General features: G+C 47.2%; 20 protein-coding genes and 1 other annotated feature. Of the genes, 18 read left to right on the plus strand and 2 right to left on the minus strand.

The features are described from left to right. Positions 1-26 precede the first annotated feature (26 nt). On the minus strand, positions 27-548 hold the full coding sequence (locus ACZMB2_RS07440; RefSeq protein ID WP_487596221.1) for a VanZ family protein: 522 nt from the start codon (positions 546-548) through the stop codon (positions 27-29). A 228-nt stretch (positions 549-776) separates the two neighbouring features. Here ACZMB2_RS07440 and rpsL point away from each other — a divergent pair, with 228 nt between their 5' ends. From rpsL to gdhA, 12 genes are all read left to right on the plus strand, one after another. Continuing rightward, positions 777-1,199 carry a 30S ribosomal protein S12 gene (gene rpsL, locus ACZMB2_RS07445; RefSeq protein ID WP_117499839.1) on the plus strand — a complete coding sequence of 141 codons (423 nt, stop codon included), beginning with the start codon at positions 777-779 and terminating at the stop codon, positions 1,197-1,199. A gap of 213 nt (positions 1,200-1,412) precedes the next feature. After that, the gene (gene rpsG, locus ACZMB2_RS07450; RefSeq protein ID WP_308459466.1) at positions 1,413-1,883 is read left to right on the plus strand and encodes a 30S ribosomal protein S7; all 471 of its coding nucleotides are present in this window, start codon (positions 1,413-1,415) and stop codon (positions 1,881-1,883) included. Between the two features lie 48 nt (positions 1,884-1,931). Continuing rightward, positions 1,932-4,049, plus strand: coding sequence for an elongation factor G (gene fusA, locus ACZMB2_RS07455; protein ID WP_118511623.1), 2,118 nt, complete (start codon positions 1,932-1,934; stop codon positions 4,047-4,049). A 104-nt stretch (positions 4,050-4,153) separates the two neighbouring features. Continuing rightward, on the plus strand, positions 4,154-5,341 hold the full coding sequence (gene tuf, locus ACZMB2_RS07460) for an elongation factor Tu (protein ID WP_118770735.1): 1,188 nt from the start codon (positions 4,154-4,156) through the stop codon (positions 5,339-5,341). A 411-nt stretch (positions 5,342-5,752) separates the two neighbouring features. Beyond that, complete coding sequence (gene mgtE, locus ACZMB2_RS07465; protein ID WP_308459467.1) at positions 5,753-7,144, plus strand: magnesium transporter; 1,392 nt, start codon at positions 5,753-5,755, stop codon at positions 7,142-7,144. Positions 7,145-7,156: 12 nt separating this feature from the next. After that, positions 7,157-7,429 (plus strand): acylphosphatase, encoded by a 273-nt coding sequence (locus ACZMB2_RS07470; protein ID WP_118770733.1) that lies wholly within the window; start codon positions 7,157-7,159, stop codon positions 7,427-7,429. A gap of 21 nt (positions 7,430-7,450) precedes the next feature. Beyond that, positions 7,451-8,089: a DUF3786 domain-containing protein gene (locus ACZMB2_RS07475; RefSeq protein WP_487596222.1), complete on the plus strand. Its 639-nt coding sequence runs from the start codon at positions 7,451-7,453 to the stop codon at positions 8,087-8,089. A gap of 87 nt (positions 8,090-8,176) precedes the next feature. Continuing rightward, a complete protein-coding gene (locus tag ACZMB2_RS07480; RefSeq protein WP_487596223.1) occupies positions 8,177-8,929 on the plus strand; it encodes an N-acetylmuramoyl-L-alanine amidase family protein in 753 nt (250 codons plus the stop codon). A 64-nt stretch (positions 8,930-8,993) separates the two neighbouring features. Beyond that, positions 8,994-9,503, plus strand: a complete 510-nt coding sequence (locus ACZMB2_RS07485; protein WP_487596224.1) for a hypothetical protein — start codon at positions 8,994-8,996, stop codon at positions 9,501-9,503. A 74-nt stretch (positions 9,504-9,577) separates the two neighbouring features. Beyond that, on the plus strand, positions 9,578-11,653 hold the full coding sequence (locus ACZMB2_RS07490) for a glycogen debranching protein (protein ID WP_487596272.1): 2,076 nt from the start codon (positions 9,578-9,580) through the stop codon (positions 11,651-11,653). A gap of 13 nt (positions 11,654-11,666) precedes the next feature. Further along, positions 11,667-11,789 carry a hypothetical protein gene (locus ACZMB2_RS07495; protein ID WP_487596225.1) on the plus strand — a complete coding sequence of 41 codons (123 nt, stop codon included), beginning with the start codon at positions 11,667-11,669 and terminating at the stop codon, positions 11,787-11,789. Between the two features lie 100 nt (positions 11,790-11,889). Continuing rightward, the gene (gene gdhA / locus ACZMB2_RS07500; protein WP_487596226.1) at positions 11,890-13,224 is read left to right on the plus strand and encodes an NADP-specific glutamate dehydrogenase; all 1,335 of its coding nucleotides are present in this window, start codon (positions 11,890-11,892) and stop codon (positions 13,222-13,224) included. 124 nt (positions 13,225-13,348) lie between these two features. Here gdhA and ACZMB2_RS07505 read toward each other — a convergent pair whose 3' ends face one another. Next, complete coding sequence (locus ACZMB2_RS07505) at positions 13,349-15,460, minus strand: glutamine synthetase III family protein (RefSeq protein ID WP_487596227.1); 2,112 nt, start codon at positions 15,458-15,460, stop codon at positions 13,349-13,351. 195 nt (positions 15,461-15,655) lie between these two features. Here ACZMB2_RS07505 and hydF point away from each other — a divergent pair, with 195 nt between their 5' ends. The 6 genes from hydF to ACZMB2_RS07535 all read left to right on the plus strand — a co-directional run bounded on the left by hydF (position 15,656) and on the right by ACZMB2_RS07535 (position 24,499). Beyond that, positions 15,656-16,846 (plus strand): [FeFe] hydrogenase H-cluster maturation GTPase HydF, encoded by a 1,191-nt coding sequence (gene hydF / locus ACZMB2_RS07510; protein WP_487596228.1) that lies wholly within the window; start codon positions 15,656-15,658, stop codon positions 16,844-16,846. 13 nt (positions 16,847-16,859) lie between these two features. Then, a complete protein-coding gene (locus ACZMB2_RS07515) occupies positions 16,860-17,294 on the plus strand; it encodes an RrF2 family transcriptional regulator (RefSeq protein ID WP_487596229.1) in 435 nt (144 codons plus the stop codon). 30 nt (positions 17,295-17,324) lie between these two features. Continuing rightward, positions 17,325-18,491: a class I SAM-dependent methyltransferase gene (locus tag ACZMB2_RS07520; protein WP_487596230.1), complete on the plus strand. Its 1,167-nt coding sequence runs from the start codon at positions 17,325-17,327 to the stop codon at positions 18,489-18,491. Between the two features lie 6 nt (positions 18,492-18,497). Continuing rightward, positions 18,498-19,703: an alanyl-tRNA editing protein gene (locus ACZMB2_RS07525; RefSeq protein WP_487596231.1), complete on the plus strand. Its 1,206-nt coding sequence runs from the start codon at positions 18,498-18,500 to the stop codon at positions 19,701-19,703. A 67-nt stretch (positions 19,704-19,770) separates the two neighbouring features. Beyond that, positions 19,771-19,991: a binding site (T-box leader), on the plus strand. A gap of 79 nt (positions 19,992-20,070) precedes the next feature. Further along, entirely contained in the window at positions 20,071-21,828 is a 1,758-nt protein-coding gene (locus ACZMB2_RS07530; RefSeq protein ID WP_487596232.1) for a CotH kinase family protein, read from the plus strand. 31 nt (positions 21,829-21,859) lie between these two features. Then, positions 21,860-24,499: a valine--tRNA ligase gene (locus tag ACZMB2_RS07535; RefSeq protein WP_487596233.1), complete on the plus strand. Its 2,640-nt coding sequence runs from the start codon at positions 21,860-21,862 to the stop codon at positions 24,497-24,499.

The following is a 24,499-nucleotide window of genomic DNA, read 5'->3' on the forward strand; positions in this document are numbered from 1 at the left end:
TTTCCAGTTTTTTTTATGTACAAATATTAGTTTTCTTTTCTTTTCCGTGCCAGTGGACGGAAAAGAGTGACGCGTCCAAGAAAGCAGATAAACTGCATCATAATAATTCCTGCAAACACGCCGATGCTGTCGATTCCCACATCCTTTTTGGAAGGGCCGCGGCCGGCCACGAAGGACTGGTGATATTCATCCAATGCAGCAAATCCCACACAGATCATGCCGGCAAGGAGGGGAAGCCAGATTCCCCGGACACCGTACACATATAATGGAAAGGATACGGAGATGGCAAGCAGGAAATACTCTGTCATATGGGCCAGTTTGCGGACCGGATGATGAATTTCCTTGATATGCTGTTTGATTTCCGAAGAAGACCAGTGCAGATCAAAAGCGTCATTAGCAGTTTCGACGATGATTTCACTGACCTTGTAACTCAGATTCCCGGAAGTGGTGCCGTCCTGAGCGGAAAAGGAAAAGATGAGATACATCATGAGCAACGCCGGTACAAAGGAAAAAGGTTTTAACAGGGACCTTAAAAATGCTTTTATCATATAGAAATCTCCTTTAATTCAAAAACAAATTTGCCCTATCATAGCACCAAAGGAGAAGACTGTCCAGCAAATACGGTCGAATCCTAAAACTTTCACAGAAAATCAAGGAAAACCGCTTGACAAGCAAAAATCAATTTAATATAATAATCAAGCATGCGTATTTAGGTGTGCATGTTTCAGCAAGTCTGAAAAACAGCAGTCATCACAAACCATCAGGAGGTGAAAGGAATGCCAACATTCAACCAGTTAGTAAGAAAGGGTAGACAGACATCTGTTAAAAAGTCTACGGCACCGGCACTTCAGAAAGGATTTAACTCTCTGAAGAAGAGACCGATCGATGCATCTGCACCGCAGAAACGTGGTGTGTGCACCGCAGTTAAAACCGCAACCCCGAAGAAACCGAACTCAGCTCTTCGTAAGATCGCCAGAGTACGTCTTTCCAACGGAATTGAGGTAACAAGCTATATCCCGGGAGAGGGACACAACCTTCAGGAGCACAGCGTTGTTCTTATCCGTGGAGGTAGAGTAAAGGACCTTCCGGGTACCAGATATCACATTGTTCGTGGTACACTGGATACCGCTGGAGTAGCTAAGAGACGTCAGGCTCGTTCCAAATACGGAGCTAAGAGACCGAAAGACGCTAAAAAGTAATTTAAAAACAAAATCAAGTATCACAAACAGAACTATGATTGTTGGCGTCGCGTAAGCGCCGCCTTGTGCCAGGGTTCATCAAAAGGACCTATGACTGCGGGTTTGATATAGAGGAATACCGGGCACGGACACACGTAGAACGACACATGTGAGTACCTATGAATTAATCTTATCGGATTTATCCGGTAAACATGTATTAAGGAGGGAAGTAACGTGCCACGTAAAGGACATACTCAGAAAAGAGACGTACTGGCAGACCCGATGTACAATAACAAAGTGGTTACCAAACTGATCAACAACATCATGCTTGACGGTAAAAAAGGTGTAGCACAGAAAATTGTATACGGCGCATTTGCCAAAGTAGAAGCAAAGGCTGAGAAGCCGGCTCTGGAAGTATTTGAAGAGGCTATGAACAATATCATGCCGGTTCTGGAGGTAAAAGCAAGACGTATCGGTGGAGCTACTTATCAGGTACCGATCGAGGTAAGAGCTGATCGTCGTCAGGCATTAGCACTTCGCTGGCTCACCATGTTCTCCCGTAAAAGAGGCGAGAAGACCATGGAAGAGAGACTGGCAAACGAGATCATGGATGCAGCAAACAACACTGGTGCAGCTGTGAAGAGAAAAGAAGATATGCACAAAATGGCAGAGGCAAACAAGGCATTCGCTCATTACAGATTCTAATCTGGCTGCGCGACCTGATTTGCTCACTCGTATAAGGAGGAAAATCCATTGGCTGAAAGAGAATATCCATTGGAGAGAACCAGAAATATCGGAATTATGGCTCATATCGATGCTGGTAAAACCACACTGACCGAGCGTATTCTGTATTATACTGGTGTTAACTATAAGATTGGTGATACTCATGAAGGTACTGCAACCATGGACTGGATGGAGCAGGAGCAGGAGAGAGGTATTACCATCACATCTGCAGCTACAACCTGTCACTGGACTCTGCAGGATCACTGCAAGCCGAAGAAAGGTGCGCTTGAGCATCGTATCAACATCATCGATACTCCAGGCCATGTAGACTTCACCGTAGAGGTTGAGCGTTCCCTTCGTGTACTGGACGGCGCTGTCGGCGTGTTCTGTGCAAAAGGTGGTGTAGAGCCGCAGTCTGAGAACGTATGGCGTCAGGCTGATACCTACAATGTACCGCGTATGGCATTCATCAACAAGATGGATATCCTGGGTGCAGATTTCTACAATGCAGTAGAGATGATCAAGACCCGTCTGGGTAAGAATGCAATCTGTCTGCAGCTGCCGATCGGAAAAGAGGATGATTTCAAGGGAATCATCGATCTGTTCGAGATGCAGGCTTACATCTATAATGATGATAAGGGTGATGACATCAGCATTACTGATATCCCGGATGATATGAAAGATGATGCAGAGCTGTATCATACCGAGCTGGTAGAGAAGATCTGCGAGCTGGATGATGATCTGATGATGCAGTATCTTGATGGAGAGGAGCCGTCCGTTGAGGACCTGAAAGCTGTTCTTCGTAAAGCTACCTGTGAGTGTACCGCTGTTCCGGTATGCTGTGGTAGTGCATACAGAAACAAAGGTGTTCAGAAACTTCTGGACGCAATTCTTGAGTTTATGCCGGCTCCGACCGATATCCCGTCCATCAAAGGTGTGGATATGGAAGGAAATGAGGTTGTAAGACACTCTTCTGATGAAGAGCCGTTCTCTGCACTGGCATTCAAGATCATGGCTGACCCGTTCGTAGGTAAGCTGGCATTCTTCCGTGTGTACTCCGGAACCATGAATTCTGGTTCTTACGTGTACAACTCCACGAAAGATAAGAAAGAGCGTGTAGGACGTATCCTTCAGATGCACGCTAACAAGAGAGCAGAGCTTGACAAGGTTTACTCTGGAGATATCGCAGCAGCAGTTGGTTTCAAGGTAACTACTACCGGTGATACCATCTGTGACGAGCAGCATCCGGTAATCCTTGAGTCTATGGAGTTCCCGGAGCCGGTTATCGAGCTGGCTATCGAGCCGAAGACCAAAGCTGGCCAGGGCAAACTTGGCGAGTCTCTTGCAAAACTGGCAGAAGAGGACCCGACTTTCCGTGCACATACCAATCAGGAAACTGGTCAGACTATCATTGCTGGTATGGGTGAGCTTCATCTGGAGATCATCGTTGACCGTCTGCTTCGTGAGTTCAAGGTAGAGGCTAATGTAGGTGCACCGCAGGTTGCTTACAAAGAGACCATTACCAAACCGGCTGATGTAGACAGCAAATATGCAAAACAGTCTGGTGGACGTGGACAGTACGGACATTGTAAAGTTAAATTTGAGCCGATGGATGCTAACGCAGAGGAGACTTACAAGTTTGAGTCTACCGTAGTTGGTGGTGCTATTCCGAAGGAGTACATCCCGGCTGTAGGCGAAGGTATTGAAGAGGCTATGAAGTCTGGTATCCTTGGTGGATTCCCGGTAGTTGGTGTTCATGCTAACGTATACGACGGATCCTATCATGAGGTCGATTCTTCTGAGATGGCTTTCCATATCGCTGGTTCTCTTGCATTCAAAGAGGCTATGCAGAAAGCAGCTCCGGTTCTTCTTGAGCCGATCATGAAGGTTGAGGTAACTACTCCGGAAGATTACATGGGTGATGTTATCGGTGATATCAACTCCCGTCGTGGTCGTATCGAGGGTATGGAAGACATCGGTGGCGGTAAGATGATCAAAGGTTATGTTCCGCTGGCAGAGATGTTCGGATATGCTACCGACCTTCGTTCCAGAACTCAGGGACGTGGTAACTACTCCATGTTCTTCGAGAAATATGAGCCGGTACCGAAGAACGTTCAGGAGAAAGTTCTTGCTGCAAAGGCAAAATAATATACAAATAGGCTTGCAAAACAAGCCTATTTGAAATATAATCAAAATTAGCTGATTGCGTATTTAAACGTAGAAAAGTTGATCTATTCAAGGAGGAAAACAAAATGGCAAAAGCTAAGTTCGACAGAACTAAACCACATTGTAATATTGGTACCATCGGTCACGTAGACCATGGTAAAACTACTCTGACCGCAGCTATCACTGCAGTACTTGCAGCAAGAGTTCCGGGAAATGAGGCAACTGATTTCGCTAACATCGATAAAGCTCCGGAAGAGAGAGAGCGTGGAATCACTATCTCTACTGCACATGTAGAGTATCAGACCGCTAAAAGACATTACGCACACGTTGACTGCCCAGGCCATGCTGACTATGTAAAGAACATGATCACTGGTGCTGCACAGATGGACGGCGCTATCCTTGTAGTAGCTGCTACTGATGGTGTTATGGCTCAGACTAAAGAGCACATCCTTCTGTCCCGTCAGGTAGGTGTACCGTACATCGTTGTATTCCTGAACAAATGTGATATGGTTGATGACGAAGAGCTGATCGAGCTGGTTGAGATGGAAGTTACCGAGCAGCTTGAGGAGTACGGATTCAATGATTGCCCGATCATCAAAGGTTCCGCTCTGAAAGCCCTTGAGGATCCGATGGGACCGTGGGGAGACAAGATCATGGAGCTTATGGATACCGTTGATTCTTATATCCCGGATCCGCAGCGTGCAACTGACAAACCGTTCCTGATGCCGGTTGAGGACGTATTCACCATTACTGGTCGTGGTACTGTTGCTACTGGTAGAGTAGAGCGTGGTGTTCTTCATCTGAACGACGAGGTTGAAATCGTTGGTGTTAAAGAGGAGACCCGTAAAACTGTTGTAACTGGTATCGAGATGTTCCGTAAACTTCTTGATGAGGCTCAGGCTGGTGATAACATCGGTTGTCTGCTTCGTGGTATCCAGAGAACTGATATCGTTCGTGGACAGGTTGTTGCTAAACCGGGCAGCGTTACCTGCCATACCAAATTCACCGCTCAGGTTTACGTTCTGACCAAAGATGAGGGTGGACGTCATACTCCGTTCTTCAACAACTATCGTCCGCAGTTCTACTTCAGAACAACTGACGTTACTGGTGTTTGCGAGCTGCCGGCTGGTACCGAGATGTGCATGCCTGGTGACAACGTAGAGATGACCATCGAGCTGATCCATCCGATCGCTATGGAGCAGGGTCTTACTTTCGCTATCCGTGAGGGTGGTAGAACTGTAGGATCAGGTCGTGTTGCTACTATCATCGAATAATCACTGATTAATATATATTGAGTACCGCAAGGTACATGTGTCCAAACGTAAGATACCCCGGAACCGTAAGGTTTCCGGGGTTTTTCTGTAAAAAAATTTTACATGTTATGGACTTGACCGAATCCACCACCTGGATTAAAATAAGATAGAACTAAGATTTGGAGGTGAAATTTATGGACAGTTGCGATAGTACAGGTCGAAGTATTATCTTCGGTGGCAGACAGAAAAGATACACCAGGCAGCATTCCATAGATTTCAGGTAAGCTGGCGGTTTCTTTTCTGCCGCTTCTTTTTGAGCCACCGTATGTAATTCCGACACTTCGCAGTGAGCAACTGGAGGTACGCTTTTGGATGACATAAGCGGTGGATTTTTTATGCCCTTTTTTGGGCGAGAGAAGGAGGCAGCAGAAGATGGAAACAACAAGAAAACCAAATTATGTAGAAGAATTGCTGGAAATTTTCCGCAGTCCGCTGAGTGCGGAAGAACTGCGGGATCAGATTTCCGATTACCATGAAAGTGATATTGCAGATGCCTTTGAACAGTTATCCGTAGAGGAACGGAAAAAGCTGTATCCGCTTCTGGGGGCGGAATGGGTTGCAGAGATCTTCAGTTATATTGAAGATCCCGACGAATATCTGCAGGAACTGAATCTGGATCAGGCGGCAAAAGTCCTGTCCTTCATGGACTCTGACGATGCAGTAGATGTTCTGGACGAATTGGATGACAGCACCCAGGAAAAACTGGTTGGCATGCTGGATGAAGAGTCCAGTCATGACATTAAGATGATCCAGTCTTATGAGGATGATGAAGTCGGAAGTCTTATGACCACGAACTTCGTTGTCATTCATGATACCCTTACGATTCGACAGGCCATGCGGGAACTGATTCGGCAGGCCGGTGAGAATGACAATATTTCAACCGTATATGTAATTGATAAAGATAATCGGTTCTATGGAGCAATCGATCTGAAGGATTTGATCATTGCCAGAGAAGGAACGTTACTGGATGATATCGTCAGTACTTCCTATCCGTATGTGACGGATCATGAAAAAATCGATGACTGCATCGAGCAGATTAAAGATTACGCCGAGGATTCCATCCCGGTACTGACCGGGGAAAAAGAGCTGATCGGAGTTATTACTTCCCAGGATCTGGTGGAAGTAGTAGATGATGCCATGGGCGAGGATTATGCAAAGCTGGCAGGTTTGACGGCAGAGGAGGATTTGGAAGAAACCACCAAAGAAAGTATGAAAAAGAGACTTCCCTGGCTGATGATTCTTCTGATACTTGGCCTTGGCGTATCTTCCGTGGTTGGCATCTTTGAGACGGTAGTGGCCGTGATTCCGGTGGTCATGTGTTTCCAGTCCCTGATCCTTGATATGGCGGGAAATGTGGGAACCCAGTCACTGGCTGTTACCATTCGTGTTCTGGTAGATGAAAATCTGACTGGAAAACAGAAAGTCCATCTGGTTATCAAAGAGATGAGAGTGGGGCTGTTAAATGGGCTGTTTCTTGGAACACTTGCGTTTATTTTTATTGGACTGTATGTATGGATTTTCAAGCAGAATCCGGCACCACATGCATTTGTCATCTCCGGTTGTGTAGGACTGGCACTGATGATTGCCATGGTCATTTCCAGTCTGGTGGGAACCTTGATTCCGATGTTCTTCCATAAGATTAATGTAGACCCGGCCGTTGCATCCGGTCCGTTGATTACAACTGTTAACGACCTGGTGGCAGTAGTGACTTACTATGGTCTGGTATGGATTTTATTGATTCATGTGCTTCATTTGGTCGGATAAAGGAGAGAAAGCATGATCGTCAGAAAACACATTATTTTTCGTGGAAGAGTCCAAGGGGTTGGATTTCGGTATCACTCCACATATAAGGCGGAAAATCTCGGTCTCACAGGCTGGGTGAGAAACTGCTATGATGGAAGTGTGGAGATGGAAGTGCAGGGAGATCCGAATAAGATCAATGATCTGATTCTTTATCTGCAGGCACAGCGTTTTATACAGATTGAGGAAATGGATGAGAAAAAAATCCCCCTTCAGGAGGAGGAAACTGCATTTCGGGAACGTTGGTAAAAAGGAAAATGGGAGAACATCATGAGTGTAAATTATCATGCGGCCCAGAGCCGGGGCGTGCTTTTTGAAAATCATGAAAAAGTAAGTGAACAGTGGAGGCAGGAGTTCAGTCAGTATGACCCTGCCCGGATTAAGAATACTCTTCATCTGGAAACAGATGAGGAGTATCTGTATTTACAATACTTTTCCAGCCTCTATCGGCTTTGCCTGAAAAATGGAGTTCTGGAAAGGAAATCAGATGAAACATGGAGTGATCAGCTGTATTTTAACGAAGCGATGGCAATCTATCACTTTCTGTATTATACAAAAGATATACCGGTGATTTCCGGAAGCTGGGTGCCAAGCCAGACGGTAGATGGGGTGGTATCCCGAAGGCCTACGGCCGATCCGCTTCTGGATCCTTTTGCCCGGAAATATTCCGGAAAACTGGAAGAACTCCGAACGGCCTGCGAACAGGCAGACGGCACGAAGCTGGACATTGGGGATGTGGGCTATGAATTCGAAGCATTTCCGCAGGTGCACCTTCGCCTGATTTTCTGGGAAGCAGAGGAAGATTTCCCAGCTCAGGCACAGATTCTGGTGGACCGCTGCGTAACGGATTTTATTCATTATGAGACGATCGGCTGTCTCATTGCGGACTTGCTGGATCGTTTAGATTAAGAAAATCTTTAGAAAACTTCATACACTTCCGATACATTTTTGCGGTAGAATAAGCCCATAAGATGTGACGAACGGAGGAGAACTGCTGTGAGCAAGCGACGAATGAGCCGGAGACGGCGTAAGAAAATGATCAGGATATTTATGATCCGATGCGGAATGCTCACGGTGGTTCTCCTCTTCTTATTTGGACTGATCTGGGGCGGTACTTTTCTGTGGAATCGGCTGACGACAGACGGAGAAGAGCAGACGTTTGCCGGGGCCAGCGTCATTGAGCAGCCGGAGACTTTTCCAAAAGGAAAGCCGCGGATTATGATTGATGCAGGACATGGAGGAAAAGATCAGGGTACCAGTGCCGGAAATGTACTTGAAAAGGATCTGAATCTGCAAGTGGCAGAAAAATTAGCGAAGGAGCTGAAAAAGAGAGGTGCTTCGGTTCTCCTCACACGGACAGATGATACGAAGATTCCTCTGGAAGAGCGGGCCGCCATGGCAAATGAAAAAGAGGCAGATCTTTTCGTGAGCATTCACTGCAACTACTGTGAGGATGACAGCAGTGTACAGGGCCTGGAGTGTTATTACAGGGAAGGAAGCGACGAGGCACAGAAGCTGGCAGAAAACGTTGTGACAGCAGTGGAGGAATCTTCTATGATTTCCTGTCGGGGAACCAGAACGGCTGATTTCAGTGTTCTTCGGAATACCTCCATGACAGCGGTGCTGGTGGAGATCGGTTATCTTTCCAATTCCAGTGAACGTCAGAATCTGGGCAGTAAAGACTATCAGCAGGAGTTAATTGACCGTCTGGCGGACGGCATTTTAATGGAAAACGGAGAAACTTCTTAAGTTTTTTGGCGTTCTTTCTGCAAATGTAGTATAATAGCGTTACGAGTGCAGGGAGGACAGCAAGATGAGAAAAAAAGTATGGATGGCACTGGCTGGATGTGTAATATTAGGACTGAGCGGATGTGGCAGTACAGCATTAGACACAGCACAAGAAGTACAGGACAGTGCTTCAGAAGATACAGAAGAAGAGGCATCAGAGAAAGCATCCTGGTATGGAACCAGGGTGGTAACGGAGACGAAGGCAGCGGAAGTCAGTGCGCTGTCGGAAGAGGAGATTTCAGGGAAGGTCGGCAATACCGTAACCTATGAAGCTAATACGGTACAGATCAATGAGGAACAGCTGGAAATCGAAGGTTATGAGACCATGCAGGATGTCTATACACCAGACTCTATAAAAGAAGACTATAAAGCAGATCTCTCTGACTGGGAAGATGGAGTGGAGAATATTTCCTTCGGAGAAGTGATAAGCAGTGAAGATCAGGAGTTTTTTGGTGATACCTTTTTTGTAACTGACACCGGAGAACTGTGGATCTATCAGGAAGGTGTCTTTTTCCGCACCGAAAAGGCAGAATAGAGAGAAAGGAAACCGTAGATTTGAAGAATTATACAGGAACTTATACACCGAGTTTTCCTATATCCGCACGCCCTATGGGGGAAATTGCCGGATATCCGGTAAGACCCGGTTATTTTGAAGATTTTGGAGCAACACTCCTCCCGGTGGGGGTGAATTTTACCGTGCATACCCATCATGGGACATCCTGTGAACTGCTGCTGTTCCATAAAGGAGAAGAAGAACCTTACGCAGTGCTTCCGTTTCCGGCATCCTATAAGATTGGTGATGTCTATTCCATGATTGTCTTTGGCCTGAATATTGAGGAATTTGAATATGCCTACCGGGTGGACGGTCCCAGCAATCCGCGGGAAGGTCTTTTATTTGACCGGAAAAAGATTTTGCTGGATCCTTATGCAAGAGCAGTCGTCGGAAAACATGCCTGGGGAGAGAAGCTGGAAGGTAACTACCGGGCCAGAGTGGTAAAGGATACCTTTGACTGGGGTGAGATGCCGCAGTCTACCAGAAATATGAGCGATCTGGTGATCTATGAGCTTCATGTTCGTGGCTTTACAGAAGATCCTTCCTCTGGTGTGAAGCATCGTGGAACTTTCTCCGGGCTGCAGGAAAAGATTCCGTATTTGAAAGAACTGGGTATCAATGCAGTAGAACTGATGCCGATCTTTGCCTTTGACGAGGCAATCAATGCCAGGGAAGTAAACGGAACAAAGCTTCTGGAGTATTGGGGTTATAATACAGTAGGTTTTTTTGCGCCCAATGCGGCCTATGCAGCATCCGAGGAATATAATAAGGAAGGACTGGAACTGAAAAAACTGATCCGTGCACTTCATGATAATGGCATTGAAGTGATTCTGGATGTGGTATTTAACCATACGGCGGAAGGAAATGAGCAGGGACCATCCTTCTGTTTCAAAGGGTTTGACAATAATATTTACTATATGCTGACGCCTGATGGCAATTATTATAATTTCAGCGGCTGCGGAAACACGCTGAACTGTAATCATCCCATCGTCCAGCAGATGATTCTGGAATGTCTCCGATATTGGACGGTTACTTACCGCGTGGATGGATTCCGGTTTGATCTGGCAAGTATTCTGGGAAGAAATGAAGATGGTTCCCCCCTTGACAACCCGCCGCTGCTCAGAAATCTGGCATCGGACCCGATCCTGAGCAGGGTCAAACTGATCGCCGAGGCATGGGACGCAGGCGGCATGTATCAGGTGGGAAGTTTCCCGGCCAGCCGCAGATGGGCTGAATGGAATGGCCGTTACCGGGATGTGCTGCGGGCTTACCTCAAAGGAGAGCGATGGGAATCCTGGAGTGCGGCATGGAGTATCAGCGGTTCCGGTGACATGTACGGCGGATATGGGGATGACTATACCGGTAATTATGCAGGGTATAATTCCTGCGTCAATTTCTTTACCTGCCATGACGGTTTTACATTGTATGATCTGTATGCTTATAATAACAAGCATAATGAGGCCAACGGCTGGAACAATCTGGATGGTCACAGTGACAACCGCAGCTGGAACTGCGGAGCAGAAGGGGAGACCAGCGATCCGGAAGTGCTGAAACTCCGGTTTCGTATGATTCGAAATGCCTGTGCAGTGCTCATGTGCAGCCGTGGAACCCCCATGTTCCTGGCGGGGGACGAATTTGGAAACACCCAGTATGGAAATAATAACGGTTACTGTCAGGACAATGAGATCTCCTGGCTGAACTGGAACGATCTTGAGAAAAATCGGGGACTGTTTGAATTTTTCAAATATATGATTGCATTCCGTCAGGAACACCGGGTAATCCGGGAAAAATTACCGGATGCAGTCTGCGGCATGGATCCTATCCACACCCATGATACAGACGCGGAGCGGACAGATATTGCAAGAGACGCCATGACTTTCTGCGTCAGCTTTGCAGGCTATGATCTGGACAAGGGAAAAGATGATCTGGTCTATATCGCAGTCAATACCTACTGGGAGGATGTACGGATTACTTTACCGAAGGTATATGGAAGAGTTGCCTGGTATATGAATGTGAATACTTGGGGAAATGGAGAAGGAAAATATACCTGGTCAGAGGAAGAGGCACCATTTATCCAGCATGATTTTATCATGAAGCCAAGATCAGTGGTGGTATTTACAGGACGCGTATAAAAGGGGATAAAAGATGTACACACCGTCAAAAGAACGTTATGAAATGATGGTCTACAACCGATGCGGAGGCAGTTTTTCCGAGGAAGAACTGGCAGAAATCGACCGAATTTCCAAATTTTGCTGGTATTGGAAGTGAATAAAATTAATTTTATACATGAAAAATATTGCAATTAGACGTAATTCGTAATAAAATCATACCGTTGGGATTATATAATATTAAACTGAGGTGATTAAACATGAGTTACGTTGATGAAGTACTCGTAAGAGTCAAAGAGAAAAATGCATCAGAACCCGAATTTCTTCAGGCAGTGGATGAAGTACTGGAGACCTTAAGACCTGTTATCGAGGCCAATGAGGAGAAGTACAAAAAAGAAGCATTGCTGGAAAGACTGACTGAGCCGGATCGTCAGATCAAATTCCGCGTACCGTGGGTAGACGATAAGGGTCAGGTTCAGGTGAACACTGGTTATCGTGTACAGTTCAATAATGCCATTGGACCGTACAAGGGAGGTATTCGTCTTCATCCTTCCGTAAATATCGGTATCATCAAATTCCTGGGATTTGAGCAGACTTTCAAGAACTCCCTGACCGGACTGCCGATCGGCGGCGGCAAGGGCGGATCTGATTTTGATCCGAAGGGCAAATCTGACAGAGAGATTATGGCATTCTGCCAGAGTTTCATCACGGAGCTCTACAAATATATTGGTGCAGATGTAGACGTACCGGCTGGAGATATCGGAACCGGCGGAAGAGAGATCGGCTATATGTATGGACAGTACAAGAGACTGACTGGACGCTATGAGGGCGTTCTGACCGGAAAAGGACTGACCTTCGGTGGATCCTTGGCACGTACCGAAGCAACCGGATACGGACTTCTGTATATCACCCGCGAGCTGCTGAAATGCCATGGCATGGAGATGAAGGACAAGATCTGTTGTGTATCCGGTTCCGGAAACGTAGCAATCTATGCTATTGAGAAAGCACAGCAGATGGGGGCAAAGGTTGTTACTGCATCTGATTCTACCGGATGGGTTTATGATCCGGAAGGCATTGATGTAGCACTTCTGAAAGAGGTCAAAGAAGTAAGACGTGCACGTCTGACCGAGTACGCAGCTGCAAGACCGAGTGCTCAGTATCATGAGGGCCGTGGTGTATGGCAGATCAAATGCGATATCGCTCTTCCGTGTGCAACTCAGAATGAGCTTCATCTGGAAGATGCAAAACAGTTAGTAGCGAACGGCTGTACTGCTGTATGTGAGGGTGCGAACATGCCGACAACCATGGAGGCTACTCAGTATCTGCAGGATAACGGTGTACTGTTTATCTGCGGTAAAGCTTCCAACGCAGGTGGTGTTGCTACTTCCGCACTGGAGATGTCCCAGAATAGCGAGCGTATGAGCTGGACCTTCGAAGAAGTAGATGCAAAACTTGAGAAGATCATGATCAACATCTATCATAACATTGATGATGCAGCAAAACGCTATGGAATGGAAGGCAACTATGTAGCAGGCGCTAACATTGCTGGTTTTGAGAAAGTTGCAAATGCTATGCTTGCACAGGGTGTATTCTAATCAGAAATTAATCATGAACAGTCATATGTAAGCTTTATGGTATTGTTTAGAAAAAGAAAAGTCCTGGAAACCTTAGGTTTCCGGGACTTCTTTTCATTTATAGTCTATCTGCGCAGCCAGGCAATTATACTTCAAATATCAAATCACCGTAAGAAGGCATTGGCCATACTTCTTTATCAACCAGCATTTCCAGCTTGTCAATAGGACGGCGGAGGTCATCCATGGCAGTCATGACATGATCATGATAGTAGTGAGCACGCTCTTCATTATCCTGAATACCGGAAGCCTCTGCAGTTACCTTGCGGAGTACCCGGACAGCGGCATTCGCTTCATTGAGCAGAGACATGATATCTCTGAGCAGCTCAGTCTGCACGGTTGGAGTAATATCCACTGCTTTTAAGGACTGGATGATGCCGGACAGGGTGCCGGTGTACTCGATGACAGCCGGAAGAATCTGTTTTACTGCCATATCAATCATGGTCAGGGCTTCGATATTAACTGCTTTGCTGTATGCCTCATATTTGATCTCAGCACGGGAATGAAGCTCAGCTTCATTAAATACATGGAACCGTTCAAACATCTGGACAGATTTATCGGTTACCAGAGCCGGGATAGCGTCTACCATGGATTTCAGGTTTGGCAGGCCGCGGCGTTTAGCTTCTTCTACCCATTCTTCCGCATAACCGTTTCCACCGAAGATGATCTTCCGGTGTTCAGAAATGTACTGAATGGTCAGGTCATGAAGGGCGACATCAAAGTTCTCTGCTTTTTCCAGAATATCGCAGGCGTCTGCAAAAGCTTCTGCCACGATGGTGTTGATAACAACGGTGGAGTGAGCTACGGAATCTCTGGATCCGACCATACGGAACTCAAATTTATTATTGGTAAATGCAAAAGGTGAAGTACGGTTTCTGTCGGTAGCATCCTTCGTGAAATCCGGCAGGGTCTTTACACCAGTATGAAGCTTATGGCCTTTCAGGCTGTGGGTGGCATTTCCAGTGCTCAGAAGCTGATCGAGGACGTCATCCAGCTGCTCACCAAGGAATACGGAAATAATCGCAGGCGGAGCCTCATGTGCGCCCAGACGATGGTCATTTCCTACATTGGCAGCAGATTCCCGGAGAAGATCGGCATGAATATCAACCGCCTTCAGGATGCAGGCGAGAATCAGCAGGAACTGGCGGTTCTCGTGGGGGCGTTTGCCCGGATCCAGAAGATTGATGCCGTCATCGGTAGTCAGGGACCAGTTGTTATGTTTACCGGAGCCATTGACACCGGCAAAGGGTTTCTCGTGGAGCAGGCATACCAAACCCTGCTGTGCAGCGACTCTCTTTAAAGTCTGCATCATAATCTGGTTATGGTCTGCAGCGACATTAGCCTCGGCATAGATCGGAGCAAGCTCATGCTGAGCAGGAGCCACCTCGTTATGCTGGGTCTTGGCCGGGACGCCCATTTTCCAGAGCTCTTCGTTGACCTGTCTCATATAACCGCCGACTCTCTGGCGGAGGGTTCCGAAGTAATGATCGTCAAGCTCCTGGCCCTTCGGCGGCATGGCGCCGAACAGGGTACGACCGGTATAGATCAGGTCTTTTCTCTGTAAATATTTATTACGGTCAATCAGGAAATACTCCTGCTCGGCGCCAATGGAGGGTACTACCTTGCGGGATGTAGTGTTTCCAAAAAGCCGAAGGAGACGTAAAGACTGCTCCTGAACAGCCTCCATGGAACGCAGAAGGGGAGTCTTCTGGTCCAGTGCTTCACCGGTGAAAGAGCAGAATGCGGTGGGAATACAGAGAATGGCACCTGCAGCATCTTCGCGGATAAAAGCAGGGGAAGTGCAGTCCCATGTAGTATATCCTCGTGCTTCAAAGGTTGCCCGCAGTCCACCGGAGGGGAAGGAAGAGGCATCCGGTTCACCTTTGATCAGGTCTTTTCCGGAGAATTCCATAAGGACAGAGCCGTCTTCGTTGGGCGGGGTAATGAAGGAGTCATGCTTCTCAGCCGTAAAACCGGTCAGAGGCTGAAACCAATGGGTGTAATGAGTTGCGCCTTTTTCAATGGCCCATTTCTTGATGGCAGCTGCCACTACGTCAGCAATAGCCGGGTCCAGTTCTTTTCTTCCTTCGATGGTCTTTTTCAGTTCGTGATAGACACTTTTGGGAAGATACTGTCTCATAGCCTTGTCGTTGAATACATTTGTTCCGAAGATATCCATGATTGAATTCGTATTTTCCATAGTAATTCCTTTCTCTTAAGAGTATTAGGACTTCTTCTGCCGGATGCGATGATACCGGCATTCTTTTTAAAGATACAATATCTGAAAAAAAAGCACAATAGTCTTTGGAAAAAAACTTCTAATTGTAATATGCCGGGAAAAATCCTATAATAGAAGTAGGATTTCTAATTGATCCGATGAAAAGGGAGGATATTTATGGGGATGAATGATACACCGTCGGGAGAGCGGGTGCATATTGGATTTTTCGGAAGAAGAAATGCAGGCAAATCCAGTCTGGTTAATGCCGTGACCGGCCAGGATCTGGCTGTCGTATCGGATACCAGAGGAACAACCACAGATCCAGTTCGGAAGGCAATGGAACTCCTTCCCATGGGGCCGGTTCTCATTATCGATACACCGGGATTTGACGACGAAGGAACTCTTGGGGAATTAAGAGTCCGTAAGACCCGGCAGATTCTGAATAAGACGGATGTAGCTGTGCTGGTGGCAGATGTACAGGAAGGTCTGAAGACCTGCGATCAGGAACTGTTGGAGCTGTTCCGGGCAAAAGGGATTCCTTATCTTATTGCCTGGAATAAGAGCGATCTGCTGAAAGAGATTCCGGAGGCAGGGGAACAGGAAATCTACGTAAGCGCACAGGAACAGTTTCAGATCTGGGAGCTGAAAGAGAAAATTGCCCGTCTGGGGCAGGCTTCCGCCGAACAGAAAGTGCTGGTGCGTGATCTTTTAAAACCGGGAGATGTAGTTGTGCTGGTCATTCCCATTGATACGGCAGCGCCGAAAGGACGGCTTATCCTGCCCCAGCAGCAGGTGATCCGGGATGTTCTGGAAGCTGGTGCATCGGCTCTTTGTGTCCGTAACACAGAGCTCACAGAAACGCTGCAGGCTTTGAAAGAGCCGCCTGCCCTGGTGATTACGGACAGCCAGGTGTTTAAAGAAGTGGATGCCAAAGTACCGGAGCATATTTTACTGACCTCTTTTTCCATTTTGATGGCCCGTTATAAAGGATTTCTGGAAGAAGCGGTTCATGGTGTGGAAGCGGTGGCAAAGCTGCAGGATGGAGACAGGGTTCTCATTGCAGAAGGCTGTACCCATCACCGGCAGTGCGACGATATTGGCAGTGTGAAGATTCCGCGGTGGTTACGGAATTACACAGGCAGGGAGGTGGAGATTGTGACCTGTTCCGGTACGGAATTTCCGGAGGATTTGTCCCCCTATGCAATGGTCATTCACTGCGGCGGCTGCATGCTCAATGAGCGGGAAGTTCGTTACCGGATGAAATGCGCCCAGGATCAGGGTGTACCATTTACCAATTACGGAATTGCCATTGCAGAAATGCAGGGGATTTTAAGAAGAAGTATCAAAGTATTAAATAAGGAAATATAAGGAGTAGACAGACGTGAGAATATCGACAAGAGGAAGATATGCACTTCGGATGATGCTGGATATGGCACTTGCTGATTCCGGAAAACCGGTGCGGGTAAAAGAGATTGCCGAGCGACAGGAGATTTCAGAGAAATATATGGAGCAGATTATGTCCATTCTGAACAAGGCTGGATTTGTACGGAGTGTTCGTGGTCCTCAGGGAGGTTATTTCCTGACCAGAAAGCCGGAAGAGTATACAGTGGGCATGATTCTCAGACTGACAGAAGGAAGCTTAAGTCCGGTGGACTGTCTGGATGAAGGAGCAGAGAACTGTCCGCGGCAGGAAAGCTGTGTGACATTTATCCTGTGGAAACAGCTGGATAATGCCATCCGTGGTGTGGTGGATAAGGTAACACTTCAGGATCTGGTGGACTGGAGTCATGTACAAGGGCAGGACTACTGTATATGATATCAGAGGAAAAAAAGAAGGAGCCACACAATGCAGGCAGAGAAATCAGAACTTCAGAAAATCATTCAGACGATCTGGAGCAGTGAGTTATATAAAATCATACTAAGCAATCCGACAGGAGAGGGAACCTATCGGAAAATTGTCCTGAACCGGCAGAAAAAGGGCTGGCAGGCGGAGCAGTATACAGAGAAACAGGTATTTCATGAAAATCTTCCGGAAGGAAAGGTACAGGATTACCTGATGGAAAATATGAGCAGCGCATTCCGGCAGTGCGGTGCCTGGGATGGAATCTTTGAGCATACAGTGCGGATTTCCAAAAAGGGAAAAGTAACCGGTATGAAGAAACGGACGGCCCAGACAGAGGCACCGAAGGCGAAGATGGAGAACAACCGGAAGAAAAATTATCTGCTGGAAGAAGGAACCGTCATCCCGCCGCTGGTGGATATGGGGATTTTTACCGCTGAAGGAAAAGTGGTCCGTTCCATGTATGACAAATACCGTCAGATTAACCGGTTTGTAGAACTGATAGATGATGAGATCGACGCACTTCCCAAGGATCAGACCATCCGTATCATTGACTTTGGATGCGGAAAATCCTATCTGACCTTTATTCTTTATTATTATCTGGTGGAATTGAAGAAGCGGGACGTGGAGATTACCGGTCTGGACCTAAAAGCCGATGTGATCGCCCACTGTAACAAGGCAGCAGAGAAATACGGATATGACAAGCTTCATTTCCAGGTAGGAGACATTGGAGGATATGAGACAGAGGAACAGATTGACATGGTCATTTCTCTTCATGCCTGTGATACGGCGACAGACTATGCCCTGTATCATGCCATCCGCTGGAAAGCAAAGCTTATTTTTTCCGTGCCGTGCTGCCAGCATGAATTAAATAAACAGATGAAGAGTGACAATCTGTCTATTCTGACACGCTATGGAATTGTAAAGGAGCGGACGGCAGCACTGATGACGGATGCCATCCGCGGCAATCTTCTGACAGAGAGCGGTTACCGGACCCAGCTGCTGGAATTCGTGGATCTGTCCCATACGCCGAAGAATCTTCTGATTCGTGCGGTGCGTTCCATGATTCCGGCGTCTGCGAAGAAACAGGCACGGGCAGAGGTGGATGCCATCGAGAAAGAGTTCGGATTACAGCCGACACTGGATACACTTTTACATGGAAAGGAAGCCTGAAATAGGATGATAGAAAAACAGATGACCTCCGGCGGGGAGGAGACGAAGAAATTATATTACGAGGACAGCCACAGGAAGGAATTCAAGGCAACGGTACTGTCCTGTGAAGAGCGGATGACGGCCAAAGGAAAGAAAGATGGCTATGCGGTGGTACTGGATCAGACAGCCTTTTTCCCGGAGGGGGGCGGACAGTTTGGTGACCGGGGCTGGATAGATGACGTGGAAGTATACGATACTCACGAAAAAGGCGGTGTCATTCTTCACTATACAAAGACACCCGTGGAAGTAGGAACGACGGTGACCGGAAAGCTGGATTTTGCGGAGCGTTTTTCCAGAATGCAGGAGCATTCCGGTGAGCATATCGTATCGGGTATTGTCCATCGCCTGCATGGGTATGATAATGTGGGATTCCATCTGGGAAGTGAAAATACGACACTGGATTTTAATGGAGAACTCAGTGAAGAACAGCTTCAGGAAGTGGAGCGGCTGGCGAATGAGGCGGTGTTCGCCGATCTGCCGGTACAGATTTCCTATCCTTCCAAGGAAGAACTGAAGACACTGGATTACAGAAGCAAGATTGAGATCGAGGGGCAGGTGCGCCTGGTAGAAATTCCGGGTGTGGATATCTGTGCCTGCTGTGCACCCCATGTAACGCATACCGGTGAGATCGGTATAATTAAGTTCATTGCCTGTGACCGTCACCGGGGTGGCTGCCGGGTGACCATGTTGGCTGGTATCCGTGCCCTGAAAGATTATCAGGAAAAGCAGATACAAGTGACAGCGGTATCCGTGGCACTTTCCGCAAAGCCGGAGAAGATCGGCGAGGCAGTGCTTCGTCTGAAGGAACAGCAGGAGGCTACCCGTTTCCAACTGAACCGGATGCAGGCCATTTATCTGGAACAGAAACTGGACAGCATTTCCAAGGAAGATACATTCGCACTTCTTTTTGAAGAAGACCTCGATAATGTAGCAGTCCGCAATTTTGTAAACGGTGCAGTGGAGCGGTTTGAAGGTATCTGCGCGGCTTTTGTGGGAACGGATGAAAAAGGCTATCGTTATATTCTTGGAAGCAAAACCAGGGATGTGCGGGAACTGGCAAAAGAACTGAATACCCGTTTCGCAGGAAAAGGCGGCGGCAAGCCGGAGATGGTGCAGGGATCTTTGAATGGAACAGAAGCCGGGATCCGGTCTGCTATCGGAGATTTTCTTTAAATTTCCTTAATTCCAGCCGCCTCCCCTTGACAAAGTTTTTCTTTGCATCTAAACTAGAAAAGTATCGAAAAAGGCAGTGAAGAAGAGGAGTACAGATGATCCGCCGTCAGAGAGAATTACCCGTAGGCTGAGAGGTGATTTCGGAATGGACATATGGAAGGTAGCTTCGGAGCCGGAGTGCTGAAAGGAAGAGATAGGCAGTCCCGAATTCTCCGCGTTAAGGAGTCAAGAGGTATGTGCAAAAAGCACATATGAACAAAGGTGGTACCGCGATGATTCGCCCTTTGCACGGACAGACTGTGCAGAGGGTTTTTTGTTGTAAACAGAATCTCGCAGGAGTGATCCAACAATATGGAGGAATGAGTTTTTGATAAAAAAATATGCGTCGGCAGTGGTGATCATCTTGCTGCTGACCCTTCTGACCGGCGGCATGATTTTGCTGGATGTGCGGAATCCGGAAGTACATTTTTCCAGAGAAGAAGCATTTCAGGAAGAAGCCTTTGACCTGACCTTAAGTGCAGGCATCCGGGGAGGAACCATTTATTATACATTGAACGGGAATACACCGACGACCGAGTCGGATATTTATACAGCGCCCATTCGGGTGGAAGCCGGACTTCCTATGGAAACGACTGTGGTGAAGGCTATGGTAGTGCGGGGAGGCGTGGAGAGCTCTGTTTATACAAAAACCTATTTTGTAGGACAGGGCGTATCGGAACTGTTCGACACCATGGTGGTGTCCCTGACCACAGATCAGGCAAATCTCTATGATGAGAAGACTGGTATTTTTGCTAACTGGAACGAGGTCAATGACGAGAATGGAAGCTGGGAGCGCCCGGCATACATTGAATTCTATGAGCAGGATGGAACACCCATGATTGCCCAGGGAACCGGCATTGCTGTATCAGGTCACGGTTCCAGAGGATTCAACCAGAAGAGCATCAAGCTCATCGCGTCGGAACAGTACGATATGGATCATCCAAGATTCAATTATGATTTTTTTGAGACCGATATGGCAGGCAACCGGACAGGACAGTCTTATAACCGGTTGGTGCTGCGAAACGGAGGTTCCGATCATGAAGGAACCATGATCAAATGGAATGTGGTCAGCCGTCTTGGAAAAGAAGCCGGAATTATCTGTGCCGGAGCAAGGCCGGGAGTCCTGTTTGTCAATGGCGAATATTATGGCATTATCCAGCTGCAGGAAAAATACACCCAGTATAATGTGTCTGCGGCTATTGGTTCCAGGAAAAATGACATTATAAAATATGAGCCAAATGAGGTGAATAGTTCCAGGTTCGGCGAATATTATGGAAAGCTTCATATGGACCTTAATGATCCGGAGCGTCAGGAAAGCCTGGAAGCATCGGTGGACATGACGGATATGCTGCGGCATTATGCTGTAAACTGCATTATGAATAATATTGACTGGCCATTTCACAATTTTCTTTCCTGGAAATGTGATACGGGAACCAACAGTGCTTATGCAGACGGCAAAGTTCGGTTTTTCCTTTATGACTTGGATGGGGTCTATGGAGATACCAGTAACAGTGAGATTGCCAATGTGTTTGACTATCTCATGCAGGAGCCGGTGGAGGATATGACAGACACTCTGGCTCTTCTGATGAAATCGGATAAATATCGGACCCAGTTTGTAAATATGATCTGTGATCTGACCAGTACCACTTTTGCAGCGGATCATGTGCTGCAGATCATTGATGAGGAAGACCAGAAGATCACCCATTCGATGGAGATCTATTATACAGATGCTGAACGGGCGCGGCAGCAGGCAGCCGTGGAGGATATGAAGGAATCTGCAGCGGAGAGCTGTTTAGTGGTCCATGCAGGACTGCAGAATAATCTGGGAGCCGCAGATCCCTATACATTAAAGCTTCAGGTTCCGGATGGTTTGTCGGTGGCATTCAGCCAGATCCGTCTCTCCGGGGAAACGGAATATGAAGGCATTTATTACCATAACTATCCGCTCACCCTTGCAGTTTCTGATGATGGAGGTCATCCATATTACTGGATGGTAAATGGAACCCGTATAGATGGTTCCGAACTGCTGTTAGACAGCAGCTATACAGACAATGAGCTGGATATCCAGCTTGTGATAGATAAGTAAAATATTGTTTTATTTTTAAGGAGATACTGATATGAAAGAATTAGCAAAGACTTATGATCCATCTGAAATCGAGGATCGTACCTATGCCAAATGGATGGGAAGAAAATACTTCCATCCGGATGTAGACAGAAGCAAAAAACCCTTCACCATTGTTATGCCGCCGCCAAACATTACCGGTAAGCTGCACATGGGACATGCTCTTGACAATACCCTTCAGGATATCCTGATCCGTTACAAGAGAATGCAGGGATACAACGCACTGTGGATTCCGGGAACGGACCATGCAAGTATTTCCACAGAGGTAAAGGTGATCAACAAACTGAAAGAGGAAGGAATCGACAAGAACGACCTGGGAAGAGAAGGCTTCTTAAAGAGAACCTGGGAGTGGCGTGAAGAGTATGGCCGCACCATCGTAGACCAGTTAAAGAAGATCGGTTCTTCCTGTGACTGGGACAGAGAGCGTTTCACCATGGATGAAGGATGCTCCGAGGCAGTTCTCGAAGTATTCACCCGCCTCTATGAAAAAGGATATATTTACAAAGGATCCAGAATCATCAACTGGTGTCCGGTATGCCAGACTTCCATCTCTGATGCAGAGGTAGAGCATGAGGAACAGGCTGGCCATTTCTGGCACATTAATTATCCGATCGCAGATGGAAGCGGTTATGTAGAGATCGCAACCACCCGTCCGGAGACTTTACTTGGCGATACCGCTGTGGCTGTGAATCCGGATGATGAAAGATATACGAATCTGGTTGGCAAGATGCTGAAACTGCCGCTCACAGACCGCGAGATTCCGGTAGTTGCGGATCCGTACGTAGATAAAGAGTTTGGAACCGGATGCGTAAAGATTACGCCTGCCCATGACCCGAATGACTTTGAGGTAGGAAGACGTCACAATCTGCCAGAGATCAACATCATGAACGATGATGCGACCATTAACTGCCCGGGCAGCAAATATGATGGTATGGACCGTTACGAGGCAAGAAAAGCAATGGTAGCGGATCTGGAAGCACAGGGACTGCTTGTAAAAGTAGAAGAGCATGTACACAATGTAGGTACTCATGACCGCTGTGGTACGACGGTAGAGCCGATGATCAAGCAGCAGTGGTTCGTAAAGATGGAAGAGATGGCAAAACCGGCTATCGAAGCGATCAAGAACGGTGACCTGACCTTCGTTCCGGAGCGTTTTGACAAGACGTATCTGCACTGGCTGGAGAACATCCGTGACTGGTGTATTTCCCGTCAGCTCTGGTGGGGACATAGAATCCCGGCATATTACTGTGATGAGTGCGGCGAGACTGTTGTTTCCAAGACAGCACCGACGGTATGCCCGAAATGTGGATGCACCCATCTGACCCAGGACCCGGATACTCTGGATACCTGGTTCTCCTCCGCACTGTGGCCGTTCTCAACCTTAGGCTGGCCGAAGAATACCGAGGAGCTTGATTATTTCTATCCGACCGACGTACTGGTAACCGGATATGACATCATTTTCTTCTGGGTAATCCGTATGGTATTCTCCGGTTATGAGCAGACTGGAAAATGCCCGTTCCACCATGTACTGATCCATGGACTGGTCAGAGACTCTCTGGGACGTAAGATGAGTAAATCTCTTGGAAATGGTATTGACCCGCTGGAGATTATTGATAAATACGGCGCTGACGCACTGCGTCTGACCCTGGTAACCGGTAATGCACCGGGTAACGATATGCGTTTCTACATGGAGCGTGTAGAGGCCAGCAGAAACTTTGCAAACAAAGTATGGAATGCTTCCCGTTTCATTATGATGAATATGGAGAAAGCTGAGATTCCGGATGAGATCGATCTGAACACGCTCACAGCGGCTGATAAATGGATCCTGTCCAAAGTCAACAGTCTGGCAAAAGAGATCACTGCCAATATGGATAACTTTGATCTGGGTATCGCTGTACAGAAGATCTACGACTTTATCTGGGAAGAATTCTGCGACTGGTACATCGAGATGGTAAAACCGCGTTTATGGAATGACGAGGATGAGACCAAGGGTGCTGCTCTGTGGACCCTGAAAAATGTACTGATCAATGCACTGAAGATGCTGCATCCTTACATGCCCTTCATCACGGAGGAGATCTTCTGCAACCTGTCCGATGAGGAGTCCATTATGATTTCCTCCTGGCCGGAGTACAAAGAAGAATGGAACTTTGAAGCAGAAGAAAATGCGATTGAGACGATCAAGGAAGCAGTACGCGGTATCCGTACGGTTCGTACCAGCATGAACGTACCGAACAGCAAGAAAGCAACCGTTTATGTGGTATCCGAGAATGCCAAGATTCGTGAGATCTTTGAGCATGGCAAAGTCTTCTTTGCAGCACTTGGATTTGCAAGCGAAGTCATCGTACAGGCAGACAAAACCGGTATCGCAGATGATGCGGTATCTGCACTGCTTCCGGAGGCAGCTATTTACATGCCTCTGCAGGAGCTGGTAGATATCGAGAAAGAAAAAGAGCGTCTCCACAAAGAGGAAAAACGTCTGGAAGGCGAGCTTAACCGTGTCAATGGCATGCTGAACAATGAGAAATTTGTCAGCCGTGCACCGGAAGCAAAGATTCAGGAAGAGCGCGCAAAACTGGAGAAATATACACAGATGATGAGTCAGGTCAAAGAACGTCTGGCTCAGCTGGGAGAATAA

It is taken from the genome of Hominiventricola sp. (genome assembly GCF_057604405.1).

What these genes read in the sequence shown, in the direction of transcription:
- ACZMB2_RS07440 (WP_487596221.1), bottom strand. Translation starts at nt 548, where the DNA reads ATGATAAAAGCATTTTTAAGGTCCCTGTTAAAACCTTTTTCCTTTGTA.
- rpsL (WP_117499839.1), top strand. Translation starts at nt 777, where the DNA reads ATGCCAACATTCAACCAGTTAGTAAGAAAGGGTAGACAGACATCTGTT.
- tuf (WP_118770735.1), top strand. Translation starts at nt 4,154, where the DNA reads ATGGCAAAAGCTAAGTTCGACAGAACTAAACCACATTGTAATATTGGT.
- mgtE (WP_308459467.1), top strand. Translation starts at nt 5,753, where the DNA reads ATGGAAACAACAAGAAAACCAAATTATGTAGAAGAATTGCTGGAAATT.
- ACZMB2_RS07470 (WP_118770733.1), top strand. Translation starts at nt 7,157, where the DNA reads ATGATCGTCAGAAAACACATTATTTTTCGTGGAAGAGTCCAAGGGGTT.
- ACZMB2_RS07475 (WP_487596222.1), top strand. Translation starts at nt 7,451, where the DNA reads ATGAGTGTAAATTATCATGCGGCCCAGAGCCGGGGCGTGCTTTTTGAA.
- ACZMB2_RS07485 (WP_487596224.1), top strand. Translation starts at nt 8,994, where the DNA reads ATGAGAAAAAAAGTATGGATGGCACTGGCTGGATGTGTAATATTAGGA.
- ACZMB2_RS07490 (WP_487596272.1), top strand. Translation starts at nt 9,578, where the DNA reads ATGGGGGAAATTGCCGGATATCCGGTAAGACCCGGTTATTTTGAAGAT.
- ACZMB2_RS07495 (WP_487596225.1), top strand. Translation starts at nt 11,667, where the DNA reads ATGTACACACCGTCAAAAGAACGTTATGAAATGATGGTCTACAACCGA.
- gdhA (WP_487596226.1), top strand. Translation starts at nt 11,890, where the DNA reads ATGAGTTACGTTGATGAAGTACTCGTAAGAGTCAAAGAGAAAAATGCA.
- ACZMB2_RS07505 (WP_487596227.1), bottom strand. Translation starts at nt 15,460, where the DNA reads ATGGAAAATACGAATTCAATCATGGATATCTTCGGAACAAATGTATTC.
- hydF (WP_487596228.1), top strand. Translation starts at nt 15,656, where the DNA reads ATGGGGATGAATGATACACCGTCGGGAGAGCGGGTGCATATTGGATTT.
- ACZMB2_RS07520 (WP_487596230.1), top strand. Translation starts at nt 17,325, where the DNA reads ATGCAGGCAGAGAAATCAGAACTTCAGAAAATCATTCAGACGATCTGG.
- ACZMB2_RS07525 (WP_487596231.1), top strand. Translation starts at nt 18,498, where the DNA reads ATGATAGAAAAACAGATGACCTCCGGCGGGGAGGAGACGAAGAAATTA.
- ACZMB2_RS07535 (WP_487596233.1), top strand. Translation starts at nt 21,860, where the DNA reads ATGAAAGAATTAGCAAAGACTTATGATCCATCTGAAATCGAGGATCGT.